This is a genomic window from Adlercreutzia sp. ZJ242 (assembly GCF_011038995.1).
Lineage (GTDB): Bacteria > Actinomycetota > Coriobacteriia > Coriobacteriales > Eggerthellaceae > CAAEEV01.
The window spans coordinates 40433-65236 of the sequence record NZ_JAAKEE010000006.1 but is presented as its reverse complement, the minus strand read 5'-3'; the positions used below and the strand labels follow the sequence as shown (position 1 = coordinate 65236).

General features: G+C 66.6%; 22 protein-coding genes, 4 tRNA genes and 1 riboswitch. Of the genes, 10 read left to right on the top strand and 16 right to left on the bottom strand.

Annotated elements, in window-relative coordinates:
- Positions 1 to 82: 82 nt before the first annotated feature.
- The 3 genes from G7Y49_RS03115 to G7Y49_RS03105 all read right to left on the bottom strand — a co-directional run bounded on the left by G7Y49_RS03115 (position 83) and on the right by G7Y49_RS03105 (position 2063).
- Positions 83 to 373: a hypothetical protein gene (locus G7Y49_RS03115; RefSeq protein WP_165171100.1), complete on the bottom strand. Its 291-nt coding sequence runs from the start codon at positions 371 to 373 to the stop codon at positions 83 to 85.
- A 2-nt stretch (positions 374 to 375) separates the two neighbouring features.
- Positions 376 to 1554, bottom strand: a complete 1179-nt coding sequence (locus G7Y49_RS03110; protein WP_165171098.1) for a homocysteine S-methyltransferase family protein — start codon at positions 1552 to 1554, stop codon at positions 376 to 378.
- Positions 1555 to 1987: 433 nt separating this feature from the next.
- Positions 1988 to 2063 (bottom strand) — tRNA-Arg (locus tag G7Y49_RS03105).
- A gap of 546 nt (positions 2064 to 2609) precedes the next feature.
- Positions 2610 to 2740, top strand: a riboswitch (glycine riboswitch).
- A 111-nt stretch (positions 2741 to 2851) separates the two neighbouring features.
- On the opposite strand from G7Y49_RS03105, the gene G7Y49_RS03100 reads away from it, so the two are divergent.
- Positions 2852 to 4396, top strand: a complete 1545-nt coding sequence (locus G7Y49_RS03100; RefSeq protein WP_255465904.1) for a sodium:alanine symporter family protein — start codon at positions 2852 to 2854, stop codon at positions 4394 to 4396.
- A 123-nt stretch (positions 4397 to 4519) separates the two neighbouring features.
- Here G7Y49_RS03100 and G7Y49_RS03095 read toward each other — a convergent pair.
- Positions 4520 to 4610: transfer RNA gene (locus G7Y49_RS03095), tRNA-Ser, on the bottom strand.
- Between the two features lie 129 nt (positions 4611 to 4739).
- Here G7Y49_RS03095 and G7Y49_RS03090 point away from each other — a divergent pair.
- The 3 genes from G7Y49_RS03090 (at position 4740) to G7Y49_RS03080 (ending at position 8443) form a co-directional block, all read left to right on the top strand.
- Positions 4740 to 6725, top strand: a complete 1986-nt coding sequence (locus G7Y49_RS03090; protein WP_165171096.1) for a DUF2207 domain-containing protein — start codon at positions 4740 to 4742, stop codon at positions 6723 to 6725.
- Positions 6726 to 6967: 242 nt separating this feature from the next.
- Positions 6968 to 7906 carry a DMT family transporter gene (locus G7Y49_RS03085; protein WP_165171094.1) on the top strand — a complete coding sequence of 313 codons (939 nt, stop codon included), beginning with the start codon at positions 6968 to 6970 and terminating at the stop codon, positions 7904 to 7906.
- A gap of 9 nt (positions 7907 to 7915) precedes the next feature.
- Positions 7916 to 8443 carry a shikimate kinase gene (locus G7Y49_RS03080; protein ID WP_165171092.1) on the top strand — a complete coding sequence of 176 codons (528 nt, stop codon included), beginning with the start codon at positions 7916 to 7918 and terminating at the stop codon, positions 8441 to 8443.
- 197 nt (positions 8444 to 8640) lie between these two features.
- Here the strand turns inward: G7Y49_RS03080 and G7Y49_RS03075 are convergent, their stop codons facing one another.
- From G7Y49_RS03075 to G7Y49_RS03065, 3 genes are all read right to left on the bottom strand, one after another.
- The gene (locus G7Y49_RS03075; RefSeq protein WP_241157243.1) at positions 8641 to 9006 is read right to left on the bottom strand and encodes a guanylate cyclase; all 366 of its coding nucleotides are present in this window, start codon (positions 9004 to 9006) and stop codon (positions 8641 to 8643) included.
- 280 nt (positions 9007 to 9286) lie between these two features.
- A complete protein-coding gene (locus G7Y49_RS03070; RefSeq protein WP_241157242.1) occupies positions 9287 to 10339 on the bottom strand; it encodes a 4-(cytidine 5'-diphospho)-2-C-methyl-D-erythritol kinase in 1053 nt (350 codons plus the stop codon).
- A complete protein-coding gene (locus G7Y49_RS03065; protein ID WP_241157241.1) occupies positions 10336 to 10863 on the bottom strand; it encodes a nucleoside deaminase in 528 nt (175 codons plus the stop codon). The genes G7Y49_RS03070 and G7Y49_RS03065 overlap by 4 nt, the downstream gene beginning before the upstream one ends.
- 256 nt (positions 10864 to 11119) lie before the next feature.
- Between G7Y49_RS03065 and G7Y49_RS03060 the strand changes: the two genes are divergently transcribed.
- Positions 11120 to 11207, top strand: a tRNA-Ser gene (locus tag G7Y49_RS03060).
- 216 nt (positions 11208 to 11423) lie between these two features.
- Here G7Y49_RS03060 and G7Y49_RS03055 read toward each other — a convergent pair.
- The 4 genes from G7Y49_RS03055 to G7Y49_RS03040 form a co-directional block, all read right to left on the bottom strand.
- Positions 11424 to 12197 (bottom strand): zeta toxin family protein, encoded by a 774-nt coding sequence (locus G7Y49_RS03055; RefSeq protein ID WP_165171090.1) that lies wholly within the window; start codon positions 12195 to 12197, stop codon positions 11424 to 11426.
- Complete coding sequence (locus G7Y49_RS03050) at positions 12197 to 12766, bottom strand: helix-turn-helix domain-containing protein (protein ID WP_165171088.1); 570 nt, start codon at positions 12764 to 12766, stop codon at positions 12197 to 12199. Before G7Y49_RS03050 ends, G7Y49_RS03055 begins: the two co-directional genes overlap by 1 nt.
- 267 nt (positions 12767 to 13033) lie before the next feature.
- Entirely contained in the window at positions 13034 to 13282 is a 249-nt protein-coding gene (locus G7Y49_RS03045) for a hypothetical protein (RefSeq protein ID WP_165171086.1), read from the bottom strand.
- A gap of 278 nt (positions 13283 to 13560) precedes the next feature.
- Entirely contained in the window at positions 13561 to 14913 is a 1353-nt protein-coding gene (locus G7Y49_RS03040) for a citrate/2-methylcitrate synthase (protein WP_165171130.1), read from the bottom strand.
- 339 nt (positions 14914 to 15252) lie between these two features.
- On the opposite strand from G7Y49_RS03040, the gene G7Y49_RS03035 reads away from it, so the two are divergent.
- The 3 genes from G7Y49_RS03035 to G7Y49_RS03025 all read left to right on the top strand — a co-directional run bounded on the left by G7Y49_RS03035 (position 15253) and on the right by G7Y49_RS03025 (position 18295).
- Positions 15253 to 15329, top strand: a tRNA-Arg gene (locus tag G7Y49_RS03035).
- Between the two features lie 226 nt (positions 15330 to 15555).
- Positions 15556 to 16923 carry a magnesium transporter gene (locus G7Y49_RS03030; RefSeq protein WP_165171084.1) on the top strand — a complete coding sequence of 456 codons (1368 nt, stop codon included), beginning with the start codon at positions 15556 to 15558 and terminating at the stop codon, positions 16921 to 16923.
- A gap of 4 nt (positions 16924 to 16927) precedes the next feature.
- Positions 16928 to 18295, top strand: coding sequence for an NRAMP family divalent metal transporter (locus G7Y49_RS03025; protein ID WP_165171083.1), 1368 nt, complete (start codon positions 16928 to 16930; stop codon positions 18293 to 18295).
- 95 nt (positions 18296 to 18390) lie between these two features.
- Here the strand turns inward: G7Y49_RS03025 and G7Y49_RS03020 are convergent, their stop codons facing one another.
- The 3 genes from G7Y49_RS03020 to G7Y49_RS03010 form a co-directional block, all read right to left on the bottom strand.
- On the bottom strand, positions 18391 to 18783 hold the full coding sequence (locus G7Y49_RS03020; protein ID WP_165171081.1) for an Rrf2 family transcriptional regulator: 393 nt from the start codon (positions 18781 to 18783) through the stop codon (positions 18391 to 18393).
- A gap of 238 nt (positions 18784 to 19021) precedes the next feature.
- Positions 19022 to 20572 (bottom strand): sodium:solute symporter, encoded by a 1551-nt coding sequence (locus G7Y49_RS03015; protein ID WP_165171079.1) that lies wholly within the window; start codon positions 20570 to 20572, stop codon positions 19022 to 19024.
- A gap of 127 nt (positions 20573 to 20699) precedes the next feature.
- Positions 20700 to 20873, bottom strand: a complete 174-nt coding sequence (locus tag G7Y49_RS03010; RefSeq protein ID WP_165171077.1) for a hypothetical protein — start codon at positions 20871 to 20873, stop codon at positions 20700 to 20702.
- Positions 20874 to 21316: 443 nt separating this feature from the next.
- Here G7Y49_RS03010 and G7Y49_RS03005 point away from each other — a divergent pair, with 443 nt between their 5' ends.
- Together G7Y49_RS03005 and G7Y49_RS03000 are read left to right on the top strand one after the other, a co-directional pair.
- Positions 21317 to 22138 (top strand): Fic family protein, encoded by an 822-nt coding sequence (locus tag G7Y49_RS03005; protein WP_165171075.1) that lies wholly within the window; start codon positions 21317 to 21319, stop codon positions 22136 to 22138.
- Positions 22139 to 22262: 124 nt separating this feature from the next.
- Positions 22263 to 22766 (top strand): hypothetical protein, encoded by a 504-nt coding sequence (locus tag G7Y49_RS03000; protein ID WP_165171073.1) that lies wholly within the window; start codon positions 22263 to 22265, stop codon positions 22764 to 22766.
- On the opposite strand, the gene G7Y49_RS02995 is transcribed toward G7Y49_RS03000, so the two are convergent.
- On the bottom strand, positions 22725 to 23960 hold the full coding sequence (locus tag G7Y49_RS02995; RefSeq protein ID WP_165171071.1) for a phenylacetate--CoA ligase family protein: 1236 nt from the start codon (positions 23958 to 23960) through the stop codon (positions 22725 to 22727). The two genes, G7Y49_RS03000 and G7Y49_RS02995, sit on opposite strands and share 42 nt — an antisense overlap.
- Before the next feature lie 430 nt (positions 23961 to 24390).
- A complete protein-coding gene (locus G7Y49_RS02990; protein WP_165171069.1) occupies positions 24391 to 24666 on the bottom strand; it encodes a helix-turn-helix domain-containing protein in 276 nt (91 codons plus the stop codon).
- Positions 24667 to 24804: the final 138 nt, after the last annotated feature.

Here is a 24804-nt window from a genome sequence, read left to right as displayed (position 1 = left end):
AAACTACAGAAATGTTTTCGGGAGAAGGCTGGAGGAGCGAGCGGGGGAGCGGCGGGAAGGCGCCCCGCCTCCCCGCCAGCTGCTAGCTCACCGTGCCGTACACCTGGCCCCAGGCGTGGCCCGTGATGGCGGAGTTCAGCTGGTCGCACAGGCGCAGGCGCGTGTAGTCGCCCGGCGGGAGCAGGCCCACGAGGCGCGTGAGCTCGTCCGGCAGGTCGTAGGTCTCGGCGGCGAGCACCACGTCGAGGCGGCGCACCGTGGCGTCCTCGCCTTCGAGGTCCTGGAGGTCCTGGAACAGCGCGTCGACCATGCGCTGGAGGACGCCGTAGAACTCGCTGCGGTCGATGTTGGCGCCGACGTGGTTGCGCGGCATGCCTAGCGCTCCTCGACCTGAGGGCCGTCGGCCCCCTCGATCTGGGGGCCGTCGGCCTCCACGATCGCCAGGTTGTCGCCGAGCGCCGCGGCCACGCGCTCGCGCGCCCGGGCGATGAAGTCGGCAAGCTCGTCGGTGACGGCGCCCGCGGGGTCACACGACGCGTCGGTGGCCGCGGAGCCTGCCGCAGAGGCGCCATCGGGGGCCGCGCCCTCGCGCGGCGCGTCGGCGGCTGCAAGGTCGGCGCCAGCGCCGGCGCCGCCCTCCCCTTCGCCTTCCCCTTCCGCGCTTTCACGCACGACGGCGTCAAGCCCCATCGTGGTCGCCACCAGGGCGCCGGAGTACGCCGGCGTGGCATCGCCGACGGCGCGCAGGAACTGGACGCCCGCGGCGCGCAGCGCGTCGGCGGCCGCGACCATGGCGTCGGGGGCGTAGTAGGGGTTCTCGGGCGTGGGGCCCTGCTGCCGCGCGTTGCGCTCGCGCACCTCGAGCTGCGCGAGGAGCGGGAGCGCCGTGGCGCCCGCCGCGCGTCGGGCCAGGTCAACGGCAGCTTCCTGAGGCGCGCACGTGGCGAAGCCCGCCACGCTCGCCTCGAGCTCCTCCATGATGGCCATGGCCTCCTCGAGCGTGCCGCGGCCGCTTCGCAGCGTGCCGTCAGCGGCCACGTCGACCGACGCGAAGATGGGCGCGTCGCTCACCTTCCGCAGGCCCATGAGCGCGCACTTGAGGTCATCGCAGGTGGCGAAGCCGTTGAGAAAGAACGCGTCGAACTCCTCCTGCGCGAACAGGCGCCCCGCGCGGGCGTACTGGTCGCGGTTCTCCCGGAGCGACGCCTTCGACGACGCGTCGAGCGGGAGCCCGCACGGCCCGATCTCGGCCAGCACGTGCTGGGGCACCTGGGCGCGAACCGCTCCGAGGGCGGCGCTGACCACCTCGGCGGCGCGGTCCTCCATGCCCGCGCGCGCCAGGCGCGCCGGGGTCACCGACGCCGTCGCCGCCACGAGGCACTGCGCGCCGGCGATGGACTCCAGCTTGTAGGCGTCCTCGAGCGTGTCGGGCTCGAGCAGCAGGGTGAACTCGACGTCGCGCTCGACGTCGATGCCGAGGCGCGCGAGCGCCGAGAGGACCGGCGTCGACAGCACGAGCATGTCCTTGTTGAGTCGCAGCTTGATGTCAGGCATGGGAAGCTCCTCCGCGGGTGACGCGCCCGCCTGCTGATGCGCGGGCGGGCGCGGGATAGTCTTTCCTGCCATGATACACAGAAACCCGCCCGGGGCGAGCCCGGGGCGAGCGGAAGCCCGCCGACGGTGAGCGGAGTCGCCCGAGCGCACGCGCGCAACTCACCGCCAAAACCCCACCGCTCCAGCCGAGCCGGCGTGCGCGAGGCCGCGAATCGCGCGGTAGATGCCTATAATGAGCCTCGGCGGCTTGATGTGGTTCCCCTCCCGTCAAGCTCGCACTGCTTTATACCCCTAGAAAGCAGTTTGCAGCGAGTCAGCTCGCTGCATCATCCCCCTCCTCAGGGCCGGCAAGGTACCCCTCCTTAGCCGGCCCATTCTCTTTCCAGACGCAAGACAGGCCAGCGGCGACGTGGCCGCTGGCCTGTGAGTTTGCTGGCGCCCCCGAGAGGACTCGAACCTCCGACGCACGGTTTAGGAAACCGACGCTCTATCCGCTGAGCTACGGGGGCCTGTTGGAAAGCGCATCAAAGTCTACCACAACTGGCCGCACGATCACACGCGCCAACCAGCGAGAAATGCGCGATCTGATACCCCAAAAGCCTGCCGGCAGAAAGCCTCTTTCGACAAGATCTGCAAAACCCCTGCTCAGAAGAAATCACTCTTGCTCAGTCGGGTGCCCGCGCGATCCGATTCCCCCCAAATGGGTATCAGATCGCGCATTTCTCGCCCTTTCCCAAGCAAAAGCATGCACTCCCGCGCGCCGTCTTTCGCACATTCACCCATCCGCGAGGCCTTGGCGCCTGCAAGCGCTCGCTCGCGCTCTTCGCGCTCGCTCGCCGCCCTTCGCACAGCCCGCCGCGCGCCTGCGGGCGCTCGTACTCGCTCGTGCGCTGCCCTTCGCGCCCCGCGCGCTCGCGCCGAAACTGCCCCTGCCACCATTGACAATCGCGATTCCCGCTATAGAATATGAGCACTTACATAGCGTTTCCCCGCAGAAGCGCTCTGGATCCCCTGGTCGGCGGCGCGCGCCGCCAGCCGAGAGGAAACAGGGCGTGGATGGGGTCTCTGGAGAATCCCGGCAACGGGTGCCGAAGGGGCAAGGCGCTTGGGGAGGCCGCCGCGCATCGCGCGCCGCAGCCGTACCGCAAGCGTTGAAACTCTCAGGCCAAAGGACAGAGTGAAGCAATGAGCTTAATCGCGCATTTCTTTTCCCTTCTTCGGGTGTCCTCTGGAGATTTCGTCGCACCGGGTGCGGAGGACTCGCAGGTAACGAGGAACCGAAGGAAGGACAGTTCAATTGGAAAGCTTCTTTGAGTCGTTCAACGAGATCTTGGGCGTTATCGACGACTTCATCTGGGGCGTGCCGCTCATGGTGCTCATCCTGTTCGGCGGCCTGCTGCTCACCTGCCGCCTGAAGGGCCTACAGTTCAGCCAGCTGCCGCGCGCGCTCCGCTACATGATCAAGAACGAGGAGGGCGGCAAGGGCGAGGTGTCGAGCTTCGCCGCGCTGTGCACCGCGCTGTCGGCCACCATCGGCACCGGCAACATCGTAGGCGTCGCCACCGCCATCGTGGCGGGCGGCCCGGGCGCGCTGTTCTGGATGTGGCTCGCCGCGCTGTTCGGCATGGCCACCAAGTACTCCGAGGGCCTGCTCGCCGTGAAGTACCGCTCCGTGAGTGCGAACGGCCACGTGCTCGGCGGCCCGTTCTACTACATCGAGCGCGGCATGGGCATGAACTGGCGCTGGCTCGCCAAGCTGTTCGCGTTCTTCGGCATGTGCGTGGGCCTGTTCGGCATCGGCACGTTCACGCAGGTCAACTCCATCTCCGGCGCCATCACGGGCTTCTTTGACCCCGAGGGCGCCCACACCGTGAGCCTGCTCGGCATGGACTACTCCGTCGCCACCATCGCCGGCTCGCTGCTCCTGGCGCTGCTGGTGGGCCTCGTGCTCATCGGCGGCCTGCGCCGCATCGCCAGCGTGTCCGAGAAGGTCATCCCCGCCATGGTGGTCATCTACGTGGGCTTCTCGCTGGTCCTGATCGTCGCGAACATCACCGCGCTGCCCGCCGCGCTCGTGACCATCTTCCAGAGCGCGTTCGGCCTGCAGGCCGCTGCCGGCGGCGCGCTGGGGGCCATCATCATCGCCATGCAGAAGGGCATCGCGCGCGGCATCTTCTCGAACGAGGCCGGCCTGGGCTCGGCGCCCATCGCCGCTGCGGCCGCGCAGACCAAGGAGCCGGTGCGCCAGGGCCTCGTGTCCATGACCGGCACGTTTCTGGACACCATCATCGTGTGCTCCATGACGGGCCTGGCCATCGTGATGACCGGCGCCTACCAGCTGCCCGGCCTCGAGGGGTCGGCCGTGACCACCGCCGCGTTCCAGGCGGGCCTGCCGTTCATCCCCGGCGAGGTGGTGGCGTTCATCATGATGCTGTGCCTGGTCCTGTTCGGCTTCACCACCATCCTGGGCTGGGACTACTACGGCGAGCGCTGCCTCGAGTACTTCTCCAACGGCTCCATGAAGGCCGTGAAGGCGTACCGCTGGCTCTACATCCTCGCCGTGTTCATCGGCCCCTACATGACGGTCTCCGCCGTGTGGACCATCGCCGACATCTTCAACGGATTGATGGCGCTGCCCAACATGGTCGCCCTGATCGCGCTGTCGGGTGTGGTGGCGAAGGAGACGCGCGGCTACTTCGCGCGCCTGAAGGCCGCGGACGGCGTGGAGGCCGCCATGGCGCCGCGTCCCGACGACTCCGAGGACTGGAAGGTGCCGAAGGACCGCGCAGGTGCGGGCGCAGGTGCGGGCGCTGACTCGGAGTTGGAGCCCGCTACAGCTTAGCATGCCGAAGGGCCGCGGACGGCGCTGCTGCACCCCCGCGGCCCTGCTCTCCGCTCACTGGCTTGAGCCCTGCGCGCACCTCCGAACATGAAAAACGCCCCGTGTCGGGGCGTTGAAAAGTCGTGGCGGAGAAGTAGGGATTCGAACCCTAGATGCCCTTTTGGGGCATACTCACTTAGCAGGCGAGCACCTTCGGCCTCTCGGTCACTTCTCCGCAAGCAATAAAGAATCATACCCGACTTCTGCGGCCAATGCAACGAAAAACACATCTCCGCGGGGCGTATAATGGAGGCTAATTTCCCCAAACGGTGGTTTTCGAACGAAAGACCAAGGAGGTCCTGAGGTGAAAGCTGCGCTTCGCGCCTCCCAGACGGCGCCCGTCCCTCGCGCCCATGCGGCGCGCATCGCCCTCGCGCTCGCTGCGTGCGCGCTTCTCGCGTGCCTGGCCTGCTTGGCGACGCCCGCGCCCGCCCTGGCGAAGTCCTACAGCTGCCCGAGCGTGAACCTCACGGCCCAGGCTCAGACCGACGGCTCGCTCCACGTGGTGGAGCAGCGCGCGTTCGACTTCGACGGCGCGTTCACCGCGGTGTGGTGGGAGTTCCAGGGCCTGCCACAAAACGCCGAGGTCACGGTCAACGCGGTGCGCATGGCGCACGTCGACGCCGCGGGCAGCGTGGAGGGCGAGTGGATGGCGCTCGACTCCGTGCCGTTCAAGGTGGGCTGGCGCGAGGAGGGCGGCCCCGGCACCGACTCCTGGTCGTTCGACCGGGCGCGAAACACGCTCTACGCGTTCTTCGACCGGGAAGACACGCAGATGATCTTCGAGATCGACTACGTCGTGGCCAACGGCGTGCAGGCGTACGACGACATCGCCGAGGTCTACTGGAAGTACGTGGGCGAGGGCCGCGAGGTGGACTCCGAGAACGTGTCGACCACCATCGTGCTGCCCGTCCCCCCTGGCGTGACCGTCGAGCCCGGCGGCAACGTGCGCGCGTGGGGACACGGGCCGCTTGACGGCGTGGTGTCCGTCAACGAGGACGGCACCGTCACCTACGACGTCTCCCGCGTGGTCGCGGGGCAGTACGCCGAGGCGCGCGTGGTGTTCCCCGTGTCGTGGCTCACGAACCTCGACGCCGAGGCGCGCCTAGCGAACCAGGGGACCACGCGCCTCGACACCGTGCTGGCCGAGGAGAAGGCGTGGACCGACCAGGCCAACAACCAGCGCGTCAACGACCTGCGGATCCGCATCGGCCTGGTGGTCGCGTGCGCGCTGATCCTCGCGGTCGGCGCGATCCTGTTCTTGCGCTTCGGGCGCGAGCACACGCCCGACTTCACCGAGAAGTACTGGCGCGACGTGCCGAAACACGGCATGCGGCCGGCGGTGGTGGGCCGCCTGTGGCGCTGGAACCACGAGAGCGCCGACGACTTCACCGCCACGCTGCTCGACCTCGCACGCCGCGGCGTGCTGCGCATAGAGGCAGGCGCCCACCCCGACAGCTTCGGCAAAGAGGTCGAGGACTACCGCGTCGTATGCGTCGACGACCAGGCGCGCAAGGTCACCGACCCCATCGAGCGCGCCACGTTGAAGCTGCTGTTCGAGGACGTCGCCGGAGGCGAGCCCTCCCTCTGGCTCGCGTCCCTGCGCGAGCATGCCGACCGGCGCCCCGAAGCCTACGTGGAGAGCATGAAGGGGTGGCAGGCGGTGCTGTCCGATGAGGTTGCGAAGCAGGACTTCTTCGAGCCCGCGGGCTACAAGCTGCGCAAGGCGCTGGCGGCTGCGGCGGTCGTGGTGCTGGTGGTCGGCCTGCTCATGACCGCCGTGACGGACGAGCTGCTCGCGGCAGCGCTCGCGGTTCCCACGTGCGCGGTGCTCGCGTTGCTGGCCAACTACATGCCGCGCCGCTCCGAGCACGGCAACAACGTCGCGGCGCGCGCGAAGGCGCTGCGCAACTGGATGCGCGACGCGTCGAGCTGCGCTGACTTCCCGCCTGAGAGCGAGGAGAAGATGAGCGAGCTCATGGTGTACGCCTTCCTCTTCGGCGTGACGAAGCCGGCGATGAAGGACTGGGAGGCGGCCGTCCCTGACGCCAGCCGCCGCGCGTCCGACTTCGGCGGCATGTCCTTCATGCCGTGGTACGCATGGTACGCCGCGAGCGGCGTGGCGGCGCGCAGCGCGAGCGAGACGATCAACGCCTCGGTCGACGAGACGTACGAGGGGGCGCGGGCGGCGGCGGTCAACCTCAGCGCGGGCAGCAGCGCCGGCGGGTTCGGCGGCGGCTTCTCCGCAGGCGGCGGTGGCGGGTTCGGCGCGGGCGGCGGCGCCCGGTAGGTGTGCGCGTGCGGGGGTATGGCCGCGTCCGTGGCGGCGCCTCTCGCTTCGTTTCGCGTGCTCCCGCTCCCCCCGCGTCCGTCCCGCGCCGTACGCCCGCCCCACACCGCCACCCCCGTCCGTCCCGCGCCGCCCCACCGTCCCCCTCGCGTCCGCCCCGCGCACTGCCGAATGTTTCACGTGAAACATTCGTTCACGTTGCGCGCGGCCTCCGCCGCTCAGTCCGCTATAATAGGCGGCCTATGAACGCAAAGAGGAACATCCCCGCCATCGTGTACAAGCTCATGATCGTCGTGGCCACCGTCATCTGGGGCTTCAGCTTCGTGGTGATGAAGGGCGCCGTGAGCGTGCTCGAGCCCGCGTGGCTCATCGGCGTGCGCTTCGCGCTCACGGCCGTGGTGCTCACCGCAGTGTTCTTCCGCCACCTGCGCGCTGCGCTGACCAGGGAGTACCTTGTGGCGGGCGGCATCTTGGGCGCGCTGAACTTCCTCGCCTTCTGGACGCAGACCATCGGGCTCGCCCACACCACGCCCGGCAAGAACGCGTTCCTCACGGCCACGTACTGCGTGATCGTGCCGTTCGTGTTCTGGCTGATCGCGAAGAAGCGCCCGACTGCGTTCAACCTGGTGGCGGCCGTGATGTGCGTGGCGGGCGTCGGGATGGTGTCGCTCTCCTCGGGGGCGCTCACGGTGGAGTTCGGCGACTTCATGACGCTGGTGTGCGCGGTGTTCTTCGCGGTGCACATCGCATGCGTGTCGAAGTTCGCGCAGGGCCGCGACGTGCTGGCCCTTACGGTGTACCAGTTCTGGGTCGGCGGCATCTGCGGCGTCGCCATCGGAGCGCTCACGGAGGCGCCGCCGAACGTGGCCGCGCTCTCGCCGGAGTTCCTGTTCAACTTGTTCTACCTGGTGATATTCGCGTCATGCGTGGCGCTCGTGTTCCAGAACGTGGCGCTGGCCCACGTGCCCCCCGCGCAGGGCTCGCTGCTGCTGTCGCTGGAGTCGGTGTTCGGCGTGCTGTTCTCGGTGCTGCTCTACGGCGAGCAGATGACGCCGCGCCTGCTGGCGGGCTTCGCGCTCATCTTTGGTGCTATTGTGGTAAGCGAGGTTCTGCCCGAGAAGTTCGGGAAGCGGAAAGACGAGCCGGCGGCGCTTGAGGACGCCGAGCCGGCGAAGGAGTGAGGAAAGACCATGAAGGAGAAGATTGACGAGCCGGGACGCGACAACATCGTGCTCATCGGCATGCCCGGCGCAGGGAAGTCCACGCTCGGCGTCGTTTTGGCGAAGATCATGAACTACGATTTCGTCGACGCTGACCTGCTCATCCAGCAGCAGTGCGACAACACGCTGCAGCGCCTCATCGACGCGTGCGGCCCCGAGGGCTTCATCGACGTGGAGAACCAGGTGCTCTCCAAGATGAGCTTCAAGCATACCATCATCTCCACGGGCGGCTCGGCGGTGTACTCGAAGGAGGCCATGGAGCACCTCGGCGCGATCGGGCGCGTCGTGTACCTGCAGATCAGCTACGACGAGCTCCGCGCGCGCCTGACCGACTTCTCGGAGCGCGGCGTGGTGATGAAGGGCGGCATCGGCATGAGCCTGCGCGACCTGTACGACGAGCGCAAGCCGCTGTACGAGCGCTACGCCGACATCGTGGTGGACGTGAACGACCTCACCATCACCGCCGCGGCCCGCAAGGTGGCCGACGCGCTCAGGTAGCGAGGGATGGCGAAGAACCGCGAAGGCGGGCGGCTCCGGAAAGCTGGCGGCCCGAAGGCGGGGCGGTCCGAAGGCGGGGCGCAAGCGCGTCTGCGAGCTGTTTCAAGCTGAATGCGAGCGAAGGCAGAGAGGCAGAGAAGCGCGTCTGCGATTAGCCGATTGCGCAAGCGGTGCCTCGTGGGCTCGCCTCTCGCCTTCTAGCGCTCCCAGGGCCAGCGGAGCTTGGTGGTCGCCTTCTGCGACTTCTTCTTGTAATGCGGGTTGTGCTTGAGGAACACGTGGTTGCACCAGCGCGTGACCAGAAGGCCCACGACGCCCACCGCCACGCAGCTCGCCGCCAGGTCAAGCACGCCGCTGTTGTTCTCGAAGAGCGCGTAGAGCGACGCCAGGCCGAAGAACACCGTGATCGCGCCGCACAGCCACGTGAACGTCGTGATGAGGACTTCCTTCGCGCGCGCCGGCGAGTGCCGGTACGTGACCACCAGGTAGATCACTGCCGCGATCACCGCCATGGCCAGGAGAAGCGGAACCATGCGCGACAGCCGCGCCATCAAACCCAGCATCCTCGCCTCTCCTTCCGCATCTTGCGCACCCTGCGCGTTTCACGCCCTGCGCTGCACCTCGTGCGCTGCGTTCCGCGCGCCCACCTCATGTCGTCGTACTGCGTTTCGCGCGCCCGCGCGACGGCGGCCACGCCGCGCTTTACGTTGCCGCCCCAGCGCGCCCTGCGCGCATCGCGCCTCGTGCGCTGCGCGTTACCGCTCGAACATATCACACTCTCGCCGCTCGCCGCATGACGCGGAAGTGTTTCACGTGAAACATTCCCGTTACGCGAGCCGCCCGTTACCGGCGGGGCAGCTTCGCGGAGCGCAGCGACGAGAACGTCGTGGCGCGCGCCCACCATCCGCGCGCCTTCGCGGCGGCGGCCACGGCGCAGGCCGCCGCGAAGTCCTCCGTGACGGCGAACGTGGTGGCCCCGCTTCCGCACAGGAGCACCTCGCCTGCGCGCACGCCGGGCTGCGCCTCAAGCCAAGCGCGCACCTCGGCGAGCTCGGGGGAAAGCCCCTCCGAGACGGGCGCCAGGTTGTTCACGAGCGGAACCTCCGCCGCGCTTGCGGCGGCGAGCGCCTGCTCGGAGAGGCGCACGGGAACGAGCTGCGGGTCCTCGTCAAACGCATGGTACGCCGCCGCCGTGGAGACGCCCGCAGGCGGCTTCACCAGGACGACCGGGTCCTTCCGCGGGGAAAGCGCGTGATCGAGCACCTCGCCCGCGCCCGTGAACAGCGCGCATCCGCCATGGAGGAAGAACGCCACGTCAGCGCCGAGGCTGCGCGCCACACCCGCCACCGCGGCGTCGTCAGGCGCAAGCCCCCAGAGGCAGGCCATCGCCACCAGCGCGGTGGCTGCGTTCGACGAGCCGCCGCCCAGACCGCCCTCGTGGGGGATGTTCTTCTCGAGGCGAACGGAGACCTGCTCGCGCTGCGTGCGGCCGAGCGCGCAGGCCAGCGCGTCGATTGCCTTGAAGATGATGTTCTCGCGCGCGGGGATGCGCAGCGGCTTTGACCCCGCGGACGCGGTCTTGTCAGTCAGGTCGATGCTCACGAGCACGTTTCGCTCGGACCCGCCGACGGCGAGGTGATCCTTCCCCTCCATGTCCTCGAACGCCTCCCCGTCCGCAGGGGCGCAGCGCACGTACATCACGTCATGCAGGGCCACCGCATGCATGACGTTCACCACGTCGTGGTAGCCGTCCGGCCGGCGCGCGCCCACGCCCAGAAACAGGTTCACCTTCGCAGGCGAGACCAGCTTGATCGACCCCGCTCCCAAAAACGTGTCGGCCGACCACTGGGCGTCGCGGGCAATCGCGAGCATGTCAACTTTCGGCGTTTCGCTCACTTCTTCTTCCTCCTGCTTGCAAAGAAATCACGCAGCATGCCGACGCATTCGTCTCGCATGACGCCCGGCGTTACCGCAAACTGGTGGTTAAGTCGCTCATCGGCGTGGACGGAGTACAGCGTGCCGAGCGCGCCGGCCTTCTGATCAGGCGCTCCGTACACGCAGCGGCTGACGCGCGCCTGGTGCATGAGACCCGCGCACATGATGCACGGCTCGAGCGTCACGTACACCGTGCAGTCCGTGAGCCGCCACGCGTCGAGCACGCGCGCCGCCTCGCGCAGGGCGAGGAGCTCCGCATGGCCGGCGGGGTCGCGCGTCGTCTCGCGCAGGTTGTGGGCGCGCGCGATGACGCGCGGCTCGGCGGTGGGGCGGCGCGTGCCACGGTCGACGGGCTCGTACACCACCACCGCGCCGATGGGGACCTCACCCGCATCTGCCGCGACGCGCGCCTCCTCGAGCGCGAGCCGCATGTAAGCCGCGTCTGCCGCGGCGTCAATCCCATTTGTGTTCCCCTGGTTAGCCATGAGGTGATTATATCCGTTCGCGCGGGGCTTACAGGGCGCAAGCGCGAGCCAAGCGCGCGGAGCTTACAGGCGGCAAGCGCGAGCCAGACGCGCGGCGCAGCCGAAGCGTCGCCGTCGCCCGCGGTGCTCTGGCGCAAGCGCGGCGGACAGCGCCCTCGATGAAGCGACGACACGAAGGGCCTGCGGGCCAAGCGCAAGGCGCAGCGTCCGAGGCATCGCGAGACGTTGCGAGAATGTGGTATCCTGTAACGCGCACGGAGGCGTGGCCGAGTGGTTGAAGGCGGCAGTCTTGAAAACTGTTGTGCCGCGAGGTACCGTGGGTTCGAATCCTACCGCCTCCGCCATATGCGACTTCAGGGCCCCATCGCTGGGGCCCTTTTCGTTGCGAAGGACCTTCGCAAGGAATCTCGGACGAGGGCGAGCGCCGTCAAGAACCCCGCCGCGCCCGGCGAGAGCCGGCGGACGCCCCAGGCGGAAACACCCGATGAGAGCGCAGCGAACGCTCAGGCGGAAGCACCCGGGCACCCCAGGCAGAAGCGCCCGGGCGCCGCGCGCAAGCGTCAGGGACGCTTCTTCAGCTTCGCCAGCTCCTCCTCCAGGTGAGCGTAATGTTCCTTCTCCTCCCTCGTCCAAGGGCCGAACAGCACCTCCCGCAGCGCCTCGCTGGCCGTGCGCGTCTCACCCTCAACGGGGTACAGGCGCTCACGCGAGCGCGCGTACAGGCAGACCTCGTCGAACAGGCCCGTCTGCTCCAAGGCGCTGAGGTTGCCCACGATGTCGCGGACGATCTTGTCATGGTGCCTCGGATCGGTCGCGCGGGGAACCGTGCCCGCGATGCGCATGAGCTCATAGCGAACCTGGCAGCTGACCAGCGAGATCTCAGGCTTCACCGCCATGAGCGCCAGCGAGACGCCGTAGCCGCGCGCGCGGAGCAGCGTAGCCGTCTTGACGGGAACCTCCGAGGTGCGCAGCGTCCCCTCGATGATGAGGTTGTACCCCGCAAGCGAGAACTCGTCGATCAGGGCTTCCGTCATCTTTCCCGCCCATGCGGCAGTGTACGCCACTGCCTCAGGACCGTAAGCCTGGTCAAGCTCGCGATAGTGCGGGTGGAAAGACCGATACTCGTCGCCGTTTATGATGATGACGTTCCTCTTGAACGCGTCGCGATAGATGCTGTGCAGCGTCGTCTTGCCTGCGCCACTCTGCCCACCAAGCAAAACTGCACGCGGCCTCTTTGGAATCGACAAGCTGGAAGAGCTAGATCGATCCGCTACCAACGTCTGGAGCTCACCTTCGAACTCCTCTTGCGTGAAGCGCGCGAGAGCGGCGGTCATCAGGCGGCCCTCACGCTGCTCTTCGCGACGAATCGCGCGAGCCCTTCGATCTGCCCGCGAATCTCCGCAAGCTTGACCGGGTTTTCGTTTTCCTTGTCCGTGATAGAGTCCTTCGCGATCCAAAGCTGCCTCGCGACGTCTTCGTAAACCGTTTCACGAACCTCGTCTCCCGCCTCGCGGGCGGCGCGACGAAGCCTCGAGAGATCCCCGAGAATCTCAGCCGCCTGCTCGTTCAGGATCTCCTGCGTGAGGGTGATCTCGTAGATGTCGTTGATGTCCATGACTTCACCGTCCTCGTCAAACATGACCTCGGAATAGATGATCCGCTCGGTTCGTTCGCGCTGGTCCTGCGTGATGCGGCTGCCGTCACGCTCAAGGCAGTCAAGCATGAACGCCGGGATGTTGGCCGCGCGGATGAGGTTGGCGTTCGCGCGCGTGGGCTTTTGCCCGTTCTCGTAGCGCACGATGCTGGCCTCGCCGATGCCGAGAACGCGCGCGAACGCCTGCTGGGTCAGGCCGTATCTGCCGCGAATGCGCTTGATGTCCTGCGGGGTGAGCTCGTCTCCCATGGCTTCCTTCTTTCTATCTTTTGATAGTCTACGCTATGTCCTATGATAGCACCTTGGGAAACGAAAAAGGAGCCCGCAGGCTCCTCCTCAAAGTATTTTCGCGCCAGCTTCACATACGGACGGGAGGCAGGTGAGATGACGGGCAGAACGACAGCGCGCCCCACGCCGCGCGGACGACGGACGCCGCCGCACCCCACGCCTCGCGGACGACGGGCCTCTCCCTCGCCGCCTCCCGCTCAGCGCCCCGCGCAAAGCCCTCGTCGCGCCCTACAGATCCTCGACCAGCAGCGCGTCCGAGTACTCGATGCCGTCGCGCTCGCACTGGAGCTGCTTGCGCCGGCGCATGCACACCGACGCCACGCCGCCAGCCGGGTTCAGGAAGTAGCTCTTGTAGCCGCAGTTTCCGTAGCCGCTGCACGAAAGGCACTTGATCTCCTTGAGCTCGAAGCCGTCGAGCACCGCATCCGTCAGCGTCCTGACCTTGCCTCCTGCCGGAGTCTTCGGCGCATCTGCCATGTCAATCCCCTCACACTCAGGTTGTTTCTCGCTGCGGGGTATTATAGCGCGCTCGGGGGAAACGAGGGGGAACGCGGCGGCAAATGCGCCCGCCACCGCAGGTCAGACGCCCACGGAACGGCCGAACGAGAGGCGGCGGGGAGAGCGAAGGCCACAAGAGCGCGGGAAGCGCGCCGACGCCCCAGCGCCCGCCTGACGCGCCAAGCGCGCCGCCGCTCCGCCGCCCGCTTGGCGACAGGGCTGCGCGTCGGCGCATCCGCTTACCGCTCGCGTTCCGCTTACCGCTCGGCGATGGGCTTGTACTCCCGGCGCGTCGTGTGGGTGTTCTTGTACGCGGGGCGGATGATGCGCTTGCCCGCGCCGATCTCCTCGAAGCGGTGCGCCGCCCAGCCCGCCATGCGCGCGCAGGCGAACAGCGGCGTGTAGAGGTCCTCGGGAATGCCCATCATGGAGTACACGAAGCCCGAGTACATGTCCACGTTCGCGCACATCGTCTTCTTCGTGCCGCGCTCGCGCACGAGCACCTCGGGCGTCAAGCGCTCGATCGCGCACAGAAGCTCGTACTCGGCCTCGTACTCCGTGCCGCGGGCGAGCTGCTCGGCGAAGCGCTTGCAGATCACCGCGCGCGGGTCGGACAGCGTGTACACCGCGTGCCCCATGCCGTACACGAGGCCCGTCTTGTCGTACGCCTGCTTGTTCACGATGCGCGCGAGGTAGGCCGCCACCTCGTCGTCGTTGTCCCAATGCTCGACGTTCTCCTTGATCTCGGCCTGCATGGCGCGCACCTGGTGGTTCGCGCCGCCGTGGCGGTGCCCCTTGAGCGAGCCGATGGCCGCCGCGTACGCCGAGTACGGGTCGGTGTCGGCCGAGGACAGCACGCGCGTGGTGAAGGTGGAGTTGTTGCCGCCGCCGTGCTCCGCGTGCAGGCACAGCATGATGTCGAGCATGCGCGCCTCCTCGCCGGTGAACTGCCGGTCGGAGCGCAGCATGGACAGGATGGTCTCGGCGCTCGACTGCCCCGGGATGAAGCGGTGCATGATCATGGACTCGTGCTCGTAGCGGGCGCGCTTGGAGTAGTACGTGAGCACCATGATGCGCGGCAGGCGGCTGATCAGCGACAGCGCCGTGTGGATCTCGTGGCTGGGCGTGCGGTCCTCGGCGTGCTCGTCGTAGGCGTACAGCTGCAGCACCGAGCGCGCGAGCACGTTCATGATGTCGGGCGGCGTGTCGCGCATGAGCATGGAGCCCGTGAAGCCGTCGGGCAGCTCGCGCTGCGAGTCGATCACCTCGATGAAGCTCTTGAGCTGCGCCTGCGTGGGCAGCTCGCCCATGAGCAGCAGGTAGCACAGCTCCTCGTAGCGGAAGCGCTGGCCGGAGATGTGCTCGCCCAGAAGGTCGTACAGCTCGTAGCCGCGCAGGCGCAGCGAGCCCTCGTCGGGGCGGCGCTCGCCGTCGCTCATCACGTAGCCGTGCACGTTGGAGATGTTCGTCATGCCCACCAGCACGCCCGTGCCGTCGGCGTTGCGCAGGCCGCGCTTGACGTCGTAGCGCTCGTAGAAGCTCGGGTCGATGCGGTTGACGTCGCGGAAGTTGTCGTACAGGCGCACGCGGCGCGCCTCTTCCTCGCTGATCTCGATGGGCTCGACCTCGTCAACGCTCGCAGGGTTCACCACGCGAATGGGCGTCTCGTCAATAAGCAGCGCCACGGCGGCCTCCTTTCGTCTTTTCTCGCAATTCTACCGAAGCGCGGGGCGGCCTTGCGCCAACCCATAACTTGCGCAGCAAAAAACCAGCTTGGCGTAACGCGGCCGAAACGTTGCCGCAAACGAGGGGGAGGCGGCGCGCGTAAACCGCCGTATACGCGCCGCGCCCGCCGACACCCGGCGGTAACGAATGCGAGGAAATCTTCACAAAATAACGGTTGACTTACCCACAGGGGGATGTTTTAATACTCCTTGCTGTTCGGAAGTGCGCCGTTACCTCAGCTGGATAGAGGGACTGACTACGAATCAGTACGTCGGGGGTTCGAATCCCTCACGGCGCACCACTTTTTCAGCAAGCAGAACCCGCAACGACTGACATTCAGCACGTGCGGTTTTTTTGTATCTGAACGAAAAGGAGTCGTACTTGAAGGTTCGAAAATCGAAGCCTCACAGTATGTAATCTTCCGACTTCCCTCCCTTCGCGTCGGCAGTCGGAAGACGACTGCGGCGACATGACCTGCGCCAGCGCGCGCAAGACTCATGCCATTCAACACGTAAGGGACTTGTCACATGCTCTATCTGTCGCAAATGGCGGGAAAGCCCGTCGTTGACCAGTCAGGCGAGAAGATCGGCACGATCTCCGACCTGGCCATCTCAACGGGCGAGGTGTTTCCGCGCATCACGAGCCTGGCCTTCCAGGGGCCGGGCAGAGTGCCGTTCATGATCTCGTGGCGCAAGTACGTCGACAAGTTCGACGAGGACGGCATCACGCTCTCCGTCGACGCGCACGACATCCGCTTCAGCTACCTGCAGCCCAACGAGGTGCTGCTCGCGCGCGACCTGCTCGACCGTCAGATCGTGGACACGCAGGGCATGAAGGTCGTGCGCGTGAACGACCTCAAGCTGTCGCAGTCGGGCACGCAGCTGCGCCTGCTCGGCGCCGAGGTGGGCGTGCGCGGCATCCTGCGCGGCCTGCACCCGCTCATCGAGCGCGGCGTGGTGGCGGTGGCGAAGCTGTTCAAGAAGCGCATCGACGAGCAGATCATCGCGTGGAACTACATGGACCTGCTCGACCGCGACCTCTCCAAGGTGCAGCTGTCCGTCACGCACCGCCGCCTCGACGAGCTGCACCCCGCCGACGTGGCCGACATCCTCGAGCAGCTCGACCCCCAGCAGCGCGCCGCCGTGTTCGAGCACCTCGACGACGCGCGCGCCACCGAGGCCATCTCCGAGATGGAAGACGAGCTGCAGGCCGAGTTCATCGACGACCTGGACGACGCGCGCGCCGCCCGCCTCATCGGCGACATGGACCCCGACGACGCAGCCGACATCGTGCGCGACCTCCCCTACGAGAAGGCCGAGACGCTGCTGCGCCTCATGGGCATGGAGGACGCCACCGAGATCCGCCGCCTGCTCGGCTACAAGGACGGCACCGCCGGCGGCATGATGACCACGCAGTACGTGGCCTGCCCCGTCGGCACCACGGTGCGCGGCGCCATCGAGGCGCTGCGCGAGCTGCCCGAGGACCACCCCACCGTGCACTACGTGTACGTGACCGACGACTACGACAAGCTCGTGGGCGTGCTCTCGCTGCGCACGCTGGTGCTCACCGACGACGACACGCCCCTGCGCGACGTCATGTACGACGAGATCATCTCGTGCAGCCCGAGCGAGACCGAGGAGGACGTCGCGGCCGACATCTTCAAGTACGACATCCCGGCCATGCCCGTGGTGGACGAGCGCGGCGCGCTGCTCGGCATCGTCACCACCGAGGACGCGTGGGACGCCATCGAGGACGACGTTTCGAGCGAGAAGACGCAGGCGAGCCTGCTCAAGGGAATGGGCATCGCGCTCGCGGCCCTCCTGTTCCTGACGCTCTACACGCTCACGCTCATCCAGATACTCGACGCGACCGGCTTCCGCGGCCTCGGGGCGTGATCGCATGACGTTCAGCGGGAAGAAGCTCGGGCGCCTCTCCGACATAGCGCGCAAGCCGAAGGCGACGCCAGCCGAGCTCAGCAAGGAGGCGAGCGCAGGCGCGGGCGCGAACGCAGGCGGCGCGGAGCAGGCGCCGGCCGAGAAGTCCAAGAGCAAGCTCTGGCTCGTTCTGGCGGCCATGGGCCCCGGCATCATCACGGCCATGGCCGGCAACGACGCCGGCGGCATCTCCACCTACTCCACGGCCGGCGCCACCTTCGGCTTCGGCACGCTGTGGGTCATCCCCATCATGTGCGTGCTGCTCATCGTGGTGGAGATCACCGCGGGGAAGATGGGCGCCGTCACGGGCAAGGGGTTCGCCGCGCTCATCCGCGAGCGCTTCGGCATCCGCCTGACCGCGCTCGCCATGCTGGCGCTGCTCGTGGGCAACGTGGCCACCACGTTCTCCGAGTTCGCGGGCATCGCGAGCGGCATGGAGATGTTCGGCGTGTCGAAGTACGTCTCGGTGCCGGTGGCGGCGTTCGCCGTGTGGCTCCTGGTGGTGGGCGGCTCGTACAAGCGCGTGCAGAACGTGTTCCTGGCGTTGTCGCTCGTGTTCGTCACCTACATCGTGGCGGCGTTCATGGCGCAGCCGAACTGGGAGGAAGCCGCGCTGGCCACGGTGGTCCCGCACCTGCAGGGCCAGGCGAGCTTCATCTCGCTCGTCATCGCCATGGTCGGCACCACCATCGCGCCCTGGATGATGTTCTTCTCGCAGAGCAACGTGGTGGAGAAGGGCCTCACGCCGAAGGACCTGTTCTCGCAGCGCGTCGACGCGGTGTCGGGCACCATCGCAGCGTGCCTGGTGGCGTGGTTCATCATCGTGACCACGGGCGCGGTGCTCTTCCCCGCCGGCATCCAGATCGACAGCGCCGCCGACGCCGCCCGCGCGCTCGCCCCCTTCGCCGGCCAGTACGCCGAGGCGCTGTTCGCCATCGGGCTCGTGGCCGCGTCGTTCCTGGCGGCCTGCGTGCTGCCGCTCACCACGGCGTTCGTGATCTGCGAGGCGTTCGGCTGGGAGGCCGGCGTGTCGTTCAAGTGGAAGGAAGCGCCGCTGTTCAAGAGCATCTTCACGTTCGTGATCGCGTTCTCCGCGCTCGTGGTGCTCATCCCGAACATCAACCTGCTGTCGGTGATGCTCACCGCGCAGTTCGTCAACGGCGTGATCCTGCCGGTGCTGCTGGCGTTCATGGCGATCATCGCCGCCGACAAGCACGTCATGGGCGAGTTCCGCTCGAAGCTGGTGTCGAAGGTGCTGCTGTGGGCCACCGTCGTCGTCGTGGCCGCCCTCACCGTGGCCCTCTTCGTGATGCAGCTTCTGGGGATGGCGTAAGGGGGCGCGAGCAAGAGCTCGCGGGGATAAGCCGCAGGGCGCAGACGTGACGCAGCGCGATCGGACGCGCGCGGCAACAGGACGCGCGCCCTCTCCTATTCAAACAGCTGGTCGAGGGTCATGCCCTCGAAGTAGGCGACGTAGCTCTCGAGCACGCGCTCGTAGGCGCGGCGCACGTCGGGCGCGATCGCGGCGTTCGCGCGCTGGTCGCGACGCATGCGCGTGGAGTCCTTCGCGTCCTCGTCGAGCGCCTCGATCACCTGCAGAAGCGTGATCTCGGAAGGGTCCTTCGCCAGGCGGTAGCCGCCGTTCTTGCCTGGGCGCGCCTCGATGATCCCCGCGTTGCGGAGAAGCTGCGCAAGCTGGATGAGGTAGTCGCGCGGAATGGACATGTCCTGCGCGATGTCGCGCGACGAGCAGGTTCCCCCCTGCGCGGCAAGGTACAGAACGGCGCGCAGCCCGTAGTCTGTCGAGGCCTTGAGTTGCACAGCACCCTCCTAACGTAAGCGTTTGGAAAGACTGTACCTGAGAAGAGCCCCGCAGCCGGCTGCGCGCCGCAGGTGTTTCTAATTTGTAAGCAAGGGCGCAGTTCGCGAACGGTGGGCGCGGAAGCGGGCGGACGCCGCATTCGCGCCCGAGCCCGCCGCCCGCAAGCACCTGCCGCCCGAGCCCGCCGCCCGCAAGCACCCGTCGCCCGCTGCCCGCAAGCGCCCTCTTCGCTTCGCGCTAGTTCGCGGCCGTCTCCGCCTCGAGCTCGCGCTCGTACTCGCGGTCGGTCGCGCCCTTCACGCTCGGCGGCTTCACGTCGAACGGGACGCTCGGCGTCACCAAGCTCACCAGCGGCACCACCGCCAGCGACAGCAGCATGCACAGCGCGCCGCAGTTGATGGGGCTCGCGATGAGCGGCGTGCCCGCGAAGCCCATGCCCATGTTGACGGCCGTGAGGCCCACGCCGATGATGAACGAGCACCACACCGACGCCTTCGAGATGCGCCCGGAGTACAGGCCCCACAGGAAGGGGCCGAGGAACGAGCCGGCCAGCGCGCCCCACGAGTAGCCCATGAGCTGGGCGATGAACACGATGCTCGAGTGGTACTGCAGAAGGGCGATGGCCGCCGACAGCACGATGAACACCACGAGCAGGCCGCGCATGCACACGAGCTGCCTCTTCTCGGACATGTCCTTCACCACGTTGTCCTTGATGAGGTCGATGGTCAGCGTCGAGGACGACGTGAGCACCAGCGACGACAGCGTCGACATGGACGCCGACAGCACGAGCACGATCACCAGGCCGATCAGCACGTCAGGCAGCGTGGAGAGCATGGTGGGGATGATGGAGTCGTAGATGGGCGTGCCGTTGGCGGCGTACTCGATCTGGTCGGCGTACAGGCGCCCGAAGCCGCCGAGGAAGTACGAGCCGCCGGCCACCACGAACGCGAACAGCGTGGAGATGATGGCGCCCTGCTTCACCGCCGGGCCGCTCTTGATGGCGTAGAACTTCTGCACCATCTGCGGCAGGCCCCACGTGCCGAGCGAGGTCAGGATGACCACGCCGATGAGGTTGAACAGGTCGGGCCCGAAGAAGCTGATGAACGCGCCTTGCATGTCGGTTCCCGGCGCCTCGATCTGCGAAAGCGAGATGACCGCCTCGGAGAAGCCGCCGTTGCTCATGATGACCGCCACGATGACCGCCGTGATGCCCAGGAGCATGACGATGCCCTGGATGAAGTCGTTCATGACCGTGGCCATGTAGCCGCCGACCACCACGTACACGCAGGTCACGATGGCCATGCCGATCACGCACACGTCATAGGGCAGGTTGAACGCCATGCCGAACAGACGCGACAGGCCGTTGTACACGCTCGCGGTGTAGGGGATGAGGAACACGAAGATGATGGCCGCGGCCGCGATGCGCAGGGCCTTCGACTGGTAGCGCTTGCCGAAGAACTCCGGCATGGTCTGCGCGCCGAGGCGGTGCGTCATCTCGCGCGTGCGGGGGCCGAGCACCCACCACGCCAGAAGCGAGCCGAGGATCGCGTTGCCGATGCCCGCCCACGTGGCCGCCAGGCCGTACTTGAAGCCGAACTGCCCCGCGTAGCCGACGAACACGACGGCCGAGAAGTAGCTGGTGCCGTATGCGAACGCGCTCATCCACGGGCCGACGTTGCGCCCGCCGAGCACGAACCCGTCCACCGTCGAGGTGGTCTTGCGGCAATACAGGCCCACGCCCACCGCGATCGCGATGAACACGAGGACCAGGAGGATCTTTACTGCCATTGGTTTTCCTTCTTCTTGTGCGCGCCGCGTGGCGGCGCATGGTCGAACAGGTCTTTCTTGGGAAGGCGCACACGACCTCTGCCCCGAAACGAGTGCAAAAAAATAGCACCGGGACAAAACCCGTGTGCTACCAATATCGATAGTATCGCTGGGGGATCTGGGCGCAGGACGACTTCTGAGCGAAGTGCTCGCTCATGATGGCCTGCTCAGCTTCGCCGGTACACTTCTGCGCGAAGTGCTGCGTCATGATGGCGCATCCGTCGACGCTCACAATGCCGGTATGTCCTTTCAGGGAAAACATGTCGTTCACTTTACCACATTAAAGCGCTCCGCGGGAGAAGAAAATGCGAAGCGCTGACGCGCTTCGCATCCCCTGTGTCATCCTGAGCGCAGCGCTCGCAGGGCGCGGAGTCGAAGGACCTGGTCGCAAGTCAAGTGGACATGCGGGCGCGCCGCGCCCGGGAAGGCGACTCCATGTTATATAGGATGACACGAGAGACGACGCTCTCTCTCGGGATGACACAAGGGAGGGCATCGTAGCGAAGGGAGTCATAGAGAACTATTAGAAATCTCGATCTCCGCGTTCTATTGTTTCTGGTTATCTGACAACCTGAAATAAGCAGGGATCTTCTTTCAGGTTGTCGGCAGAGAGGTTGTCGGCTAAGGAGCTCGACATGGGAACCCTTCACGAGGAAATGTGGCTCAGCGAAGGACGCGGGCGGACGCGCGCAGAGCGAGCAGAAGGTGACCGTCGGCACCATCCTCGACGTCCATCGCAAGCTCTGCGAGAACACGCGCATCGAGAAGTTCGGAGGCATGGTAAGAACCACGCAGAACTGGGTCGGGGGAAACGGGTACAACCCCCTCGACGCCGAGTACGTTCCTCCTGCCCCCGCGCACGTCGAAGCCTTGCTGGAGGACATCGCCTGCTTCTGCAACGACGAGACGACCTCCCCCCTCGTGCAGGCAGCTCTCGTGCACGCCCAGTTCGAGACAGTGCACCCCTTCGTCGACGGCAACGGGAGAACGGGACGAGCGCTCATCCACCTGGTGCTTCGCCGGCGCGGACTGACGCCGAACCTCGTTCCTCCCCTGTCGCTCGTCATGGCCACGCAGGCGAGAAGCTACGTCAAGGGCCTCACCGACTATCGCTTCTTGGACGACGAGGACCCCGCCGTCGCGCAGAGCGGCATCAACGAGTGGGTGTCGTTCTTTGCCGGAGCCTGCCTGACCGCCTGCGAGGAGGCCGAGGCTTTCGAAAAGAGCGCCCGAAGGCTGCAAGACGCGTGGAGGGAAAGGCTCGGATCAGTCAGGAAAGGGTCGGCGCTCGACGCGCTCCTTTCCGAGATAGTGGGAATGCCGCTCTTCACCATCGAGACGGCCAGCACCTCCCTGCAACGTGCGTTTAGCGCAACTTCCGCGGCAGTCGAGCGGTGCGTCGAGGCTGGCATTGTGAAGCCCGTGGGGAGCCAAAGGCGAAACCGCGTTTTCGAGGCGCCCGAGGCCATCGACGAGTTCGCCGTGTTCGAGCGGAGGTTGGCGAGTCCTTCAAGTGCGGAGCGCTGACGCGCTTGCTTTTGACGCCATGGGACTTGGATGCTCCCGTATGCGCGGCTCGCTTGCGACCAGATCTTTCGACTCCGCGCCTTTCAGACGCTCCGCCCAGGATGGCATGAGGTGCCTGGCGCTCGTGAACTCAACCGCTTCGCTCAGTGACACGGAGCCTGAGGTGCTCCGCCCGTCGATCGTCGACGACGTTACCGACAACGGTGCTTTTCCATCCACCCCTCAGGTGATCCTGGATGCAAAGAGGCCGTTATCGGCGATTTCCTGGGGAAAGTGGATGCGAAAGCGCCGTTGTCGGTGGTTTTCGGGGCTCGAATCGCCGATAACGAGCGTTTTCCATCCAACTTTCCAGAATGGTGGATGGAAAAGAGGCGTTGTCGGTGTGCAGGATGGAAAGAAGGCGTTGTCGCTCGCTCGGGATGACACGAGGAGGGGAGCCTCGCTCGGGATGACGCGAGGGAGGACATCTTGGCGAAGAGGCGCACGGAAGATACGTGAGGAAGGCGTCTGCTCAAAACGTGAGGAAGGCGCCGGGCTTGGCGCCTTCCTCGCGCTCCTCTCATTCCGCGTTCGACACGATCTTCTTTTAGTAGCGGGAGTCGAAGATTCGCTTGGTCTTCTTCTCTGAGCGCGGGAGCTCGCCCATGGGGACGCCCTTCGCGTCAGGGGTGCAGCCGAGCTTCGCCTTGAAGATCATGGCGAGCTCCTCTTCGCAGCGCGCCTTCTCCTCGCCTTCGAGCGGCGTCTCGAACAGGACCGTGAGCACGTCCTTGCCCGAGATGTTCTCGATCATCACCTGGTACTCGGAGCTGGTGCCGTTGGTGATCTGGATGACCTCCTCCACCTGGGCGGGGAACATGTTGCAGCCCTTGACCTTGAACATGTCGTCGGTGCGGCCCGTCAGCGTGGCGATGCGCGGGTGGCGGCTGCCGCAGGCGCACTCGCCCGGGACGATGTGCGTCAGGTCGTGCGTGCGGTAGCGGATGAGCGGCGCGCCCTCCTTCTGCAGCGTGGTGAGCACGAGCTCGCCCTCCTCGCCGTCAGGCAGGACCTCGCCCGTGTTCGGGTCGACCACCTCGATGTAGACGTAGTCGTCCCAGATGTGCATGCCCGAGTGCTCGTCGCAGCTGATGCCGATGCCGGGGCCGTAGATCTCGGTGAGGCCGTAGATGTCGTAGATCTCGATGCCGAGCTCGTTCTGGATGCGGCTGCGCATCTTCTCGCCCCAGCGCTCGGAGCCGATGACGCCCTTGCGCAGCTTCAGGCGGCTGCGGATGCCGCGCTTCTGGATCTCCTCGGCCAGGAGCAGCGCGTACGAGCTGGTGGCGCCGATGACCGTGGAGCCGAGGTCCTCCATCATCTTGAGCTGCTTGTCGGTGTTGCCGGGGCCCATGGGGATGGCCATGGCGCCGAGGCGCTCGGCGCCGAGCTGGAAGCCGATGCCCGCGGTCCACAGGCCGTAGCCCGGCGTGATCTGGATGCGGTCGGCGTTGGTGACGCCCGCCATCTCGTAGCAGCGCGCGAACTGGATGGCCCAGTCGTCGACGTCCTTCTGGGTGTAGGGGATGATGACCGGCGTGCCCGTGGTGCCCGAGGAGCTGTGGATGCGCACCACCTTCTCGTCCGGCACGGCCTGCAGCCCCAGCGGGTAGGCGGCGCGCAGGTCGTCCTTCTCGGAGAAGGGCAGCTTCTCGAAGTCGGCCTGGGTCTTGATGTCGCCCATGTCGATGCCTTCGAACTTCTTGGCGTAGAAGGGGCTGCGCTCCTTCAAGTTGGCGAGCTGCTTCTTCAGCATGTCGAGCTGCGTGGGAGTCATTTCCATGATGGTCTCTTTCTGTGGAGGCCGCGGCGGACATGGGCGCGCGGCGGCTTGACGAACGGAACGCGGCGGCAACGCGGGACGTGCGCTGGAGCGAGCAGATGCGAAGCCGACCGGAGAAATGCGCGGCGCTTCAAACCCGGCGCACGCCGCGCCGAAGCGCAGCCCGCGGGCTTGAAGCTAAAGCCATCGCCCAGCCAACGCGTTGCGCGCGGCGAGCAGAGAAGAGATGTCGTCCATCAGAAGCATGTTCGCTATTGTACGCTAAAGCACCCGCGACGCAACCGGTCGCGAGTGCTTTTTCGGCAAGAAATTGCTGGGCCCCGCAGCGTGGGACATGGTGCGAGGCGCAGGGGCCAGCGTGGCGCCCGCGGAACTGACGGGGAGGGATGAGGAGCGCATGAAGACCGCGACACCCCACCCCGCTTGCAGCTTACTGCCCGCCTTGGTGCTGCACGATGCGGTAGGCGTTGCCTACTTGAGCTCCGTTATTGTCGTGGCAGGCTATGACCTCCACGAGGCCCTCCTTGCGAAAACGCACGATGGCGCGATCGACGGTCTTCTCGCTGCAGCCGACGGCGTGGGCGATGTCGTTCTTGGTGCATCGCGCCACGCCGTCAAACACCGACAGCTCGGCAATGCGTCCGAGGATTCGCTGCTGGGAGTACGTCAGGCGCTTGGCGCATCCTCCCTCGTTCTTTGGAGCCATGCTACCGCAACCCCCTCCGTCGACGGCAAGCGCCAAGGGCGCTCGTCCCGCGGGTTAGCGCGAAGAGGCCGACCTCCTTGTTATCAACGGCAAACGCCCACGATGCGGAGATGGGGAAGAGGCGGTCGCCCATGCGAG

What these genes read in the sequence shown, in the direction of transcription:
- G7Y49_RS03115 (WP_165171100.1), bottom strand. Translation starts at nt 373, where the DNA reads ATGCCGCGCAACCACGTCGGCGCCAACATCGACCGCAGCGAGTTCTAC.
- G7Y49_RS03110 (WP_165171098.1), bottom strand. Translation starts at nt 1,554, where the DNA reads ATGCCTGACATCAAGCTGCGACTCAACAAGGACATGCTCGTGCTGTCG.
- G7Y49_RS03085 (WP_165171094.1), top strand. Translation starts at nt 6,968, where the DNA reads ATGAACGCAAAGAGGAACATCCCCGCCATCGTGTACAAGCTCATGATC.
- G7Y49_RS03080 (WP_165171092.1), top strand. Translation starts at nt 7,916, where the DNA reads ATGAAGGAGAAGATTGACGAGCCGGGACGCGACAACATCGTGCTCATC.
- G7Y49_RS03075 (WP_241157243.1), bottom strand. Translation starts at nt 9,006, where the DNA reads ATGCTGGGTTTGATGGCGCGGCTGTCGCGCATGGTTCCGCTTCTCCTG.
- G7Y49_RS03065 (WP_241157241.1), bottom strand. Translation starts at nt 10,863, where the DNA reads ATGGCTAACCAGGGGAACACAAATGGGATTGACGCCGCGGCAGACGCG.
- G7Y49_RS03055 (WP_165171090.1), bottom strand. Translation starts at nt 12,197, where the DNA reads ATGACCGCCGCTCTCGCGCGCTTCACGCAAGAGGAGTTCGAAGGTGAG.
- G7Y49_RS03050 (WP_165171088.1), bottom strand. Translation starts at nt 12,766, where the DNA reads ATGGGAGACGAGCTCACCCCGCAGGACATCAAGCGCATTCGCGGCAGA.
- G7Y49_RS03045 (WP_165171086.1), bottom strand. Translation starts at nt 13,282, where the DNA reads ATGGCAGATGCGCCGAAGACTCCGGCAGGAGGCAAGGTCAGGACGCTG.
- G7Y49_RS03030 (WP_165171084.1), top strand. Translation starts at nt 15,556, where the DNA reads ATGCTCTATCTGTCGCAAATGGCGGGAAAGCCCGTCGTTGACCAGTCA.
- G7Y49_RS03025 (WP_165171083.1), top strand. Translation starts at nt 16,928, where the DNA reads ATGACGTTCAGCGGGAAGAAGCTCGGGCGCCTCTCCGACATAGCGCGC.
- G7Y49_RS03015 (WP_165171079.1), bottom strand. Translation starts at nt 20,572, where the DNA reads ATGGCAGTAAAGATCCTCCTGGTCCTCGTGTTCATCGCGATCGCGGTG.
- G7Y49_RS03010 (WP_165171077.1), bottom strand. Translation starts at nt 20,873, where the DNA reads ATGTTTTCCCTGAAAGGACATACCGGCATTGTGAGCGTCGACGGATGC.
- G7Y49_RS02995 (WP_165171071.1), bottom strand. Translation starts at nt 23,960, where the DNA reads ATGGAAATGACTCCCACGCAGCTCGACATGCTGAAGAAGCAGCTCGCC.
- G7Y49_RS02990 (WP_165171069.1), bottom strand. Translation starts at nt 24,666, where the DNA reads ATGGCTCCAAAGAACGAGGGAGGATGCGCCAAGCGCCTGACGTACTCC.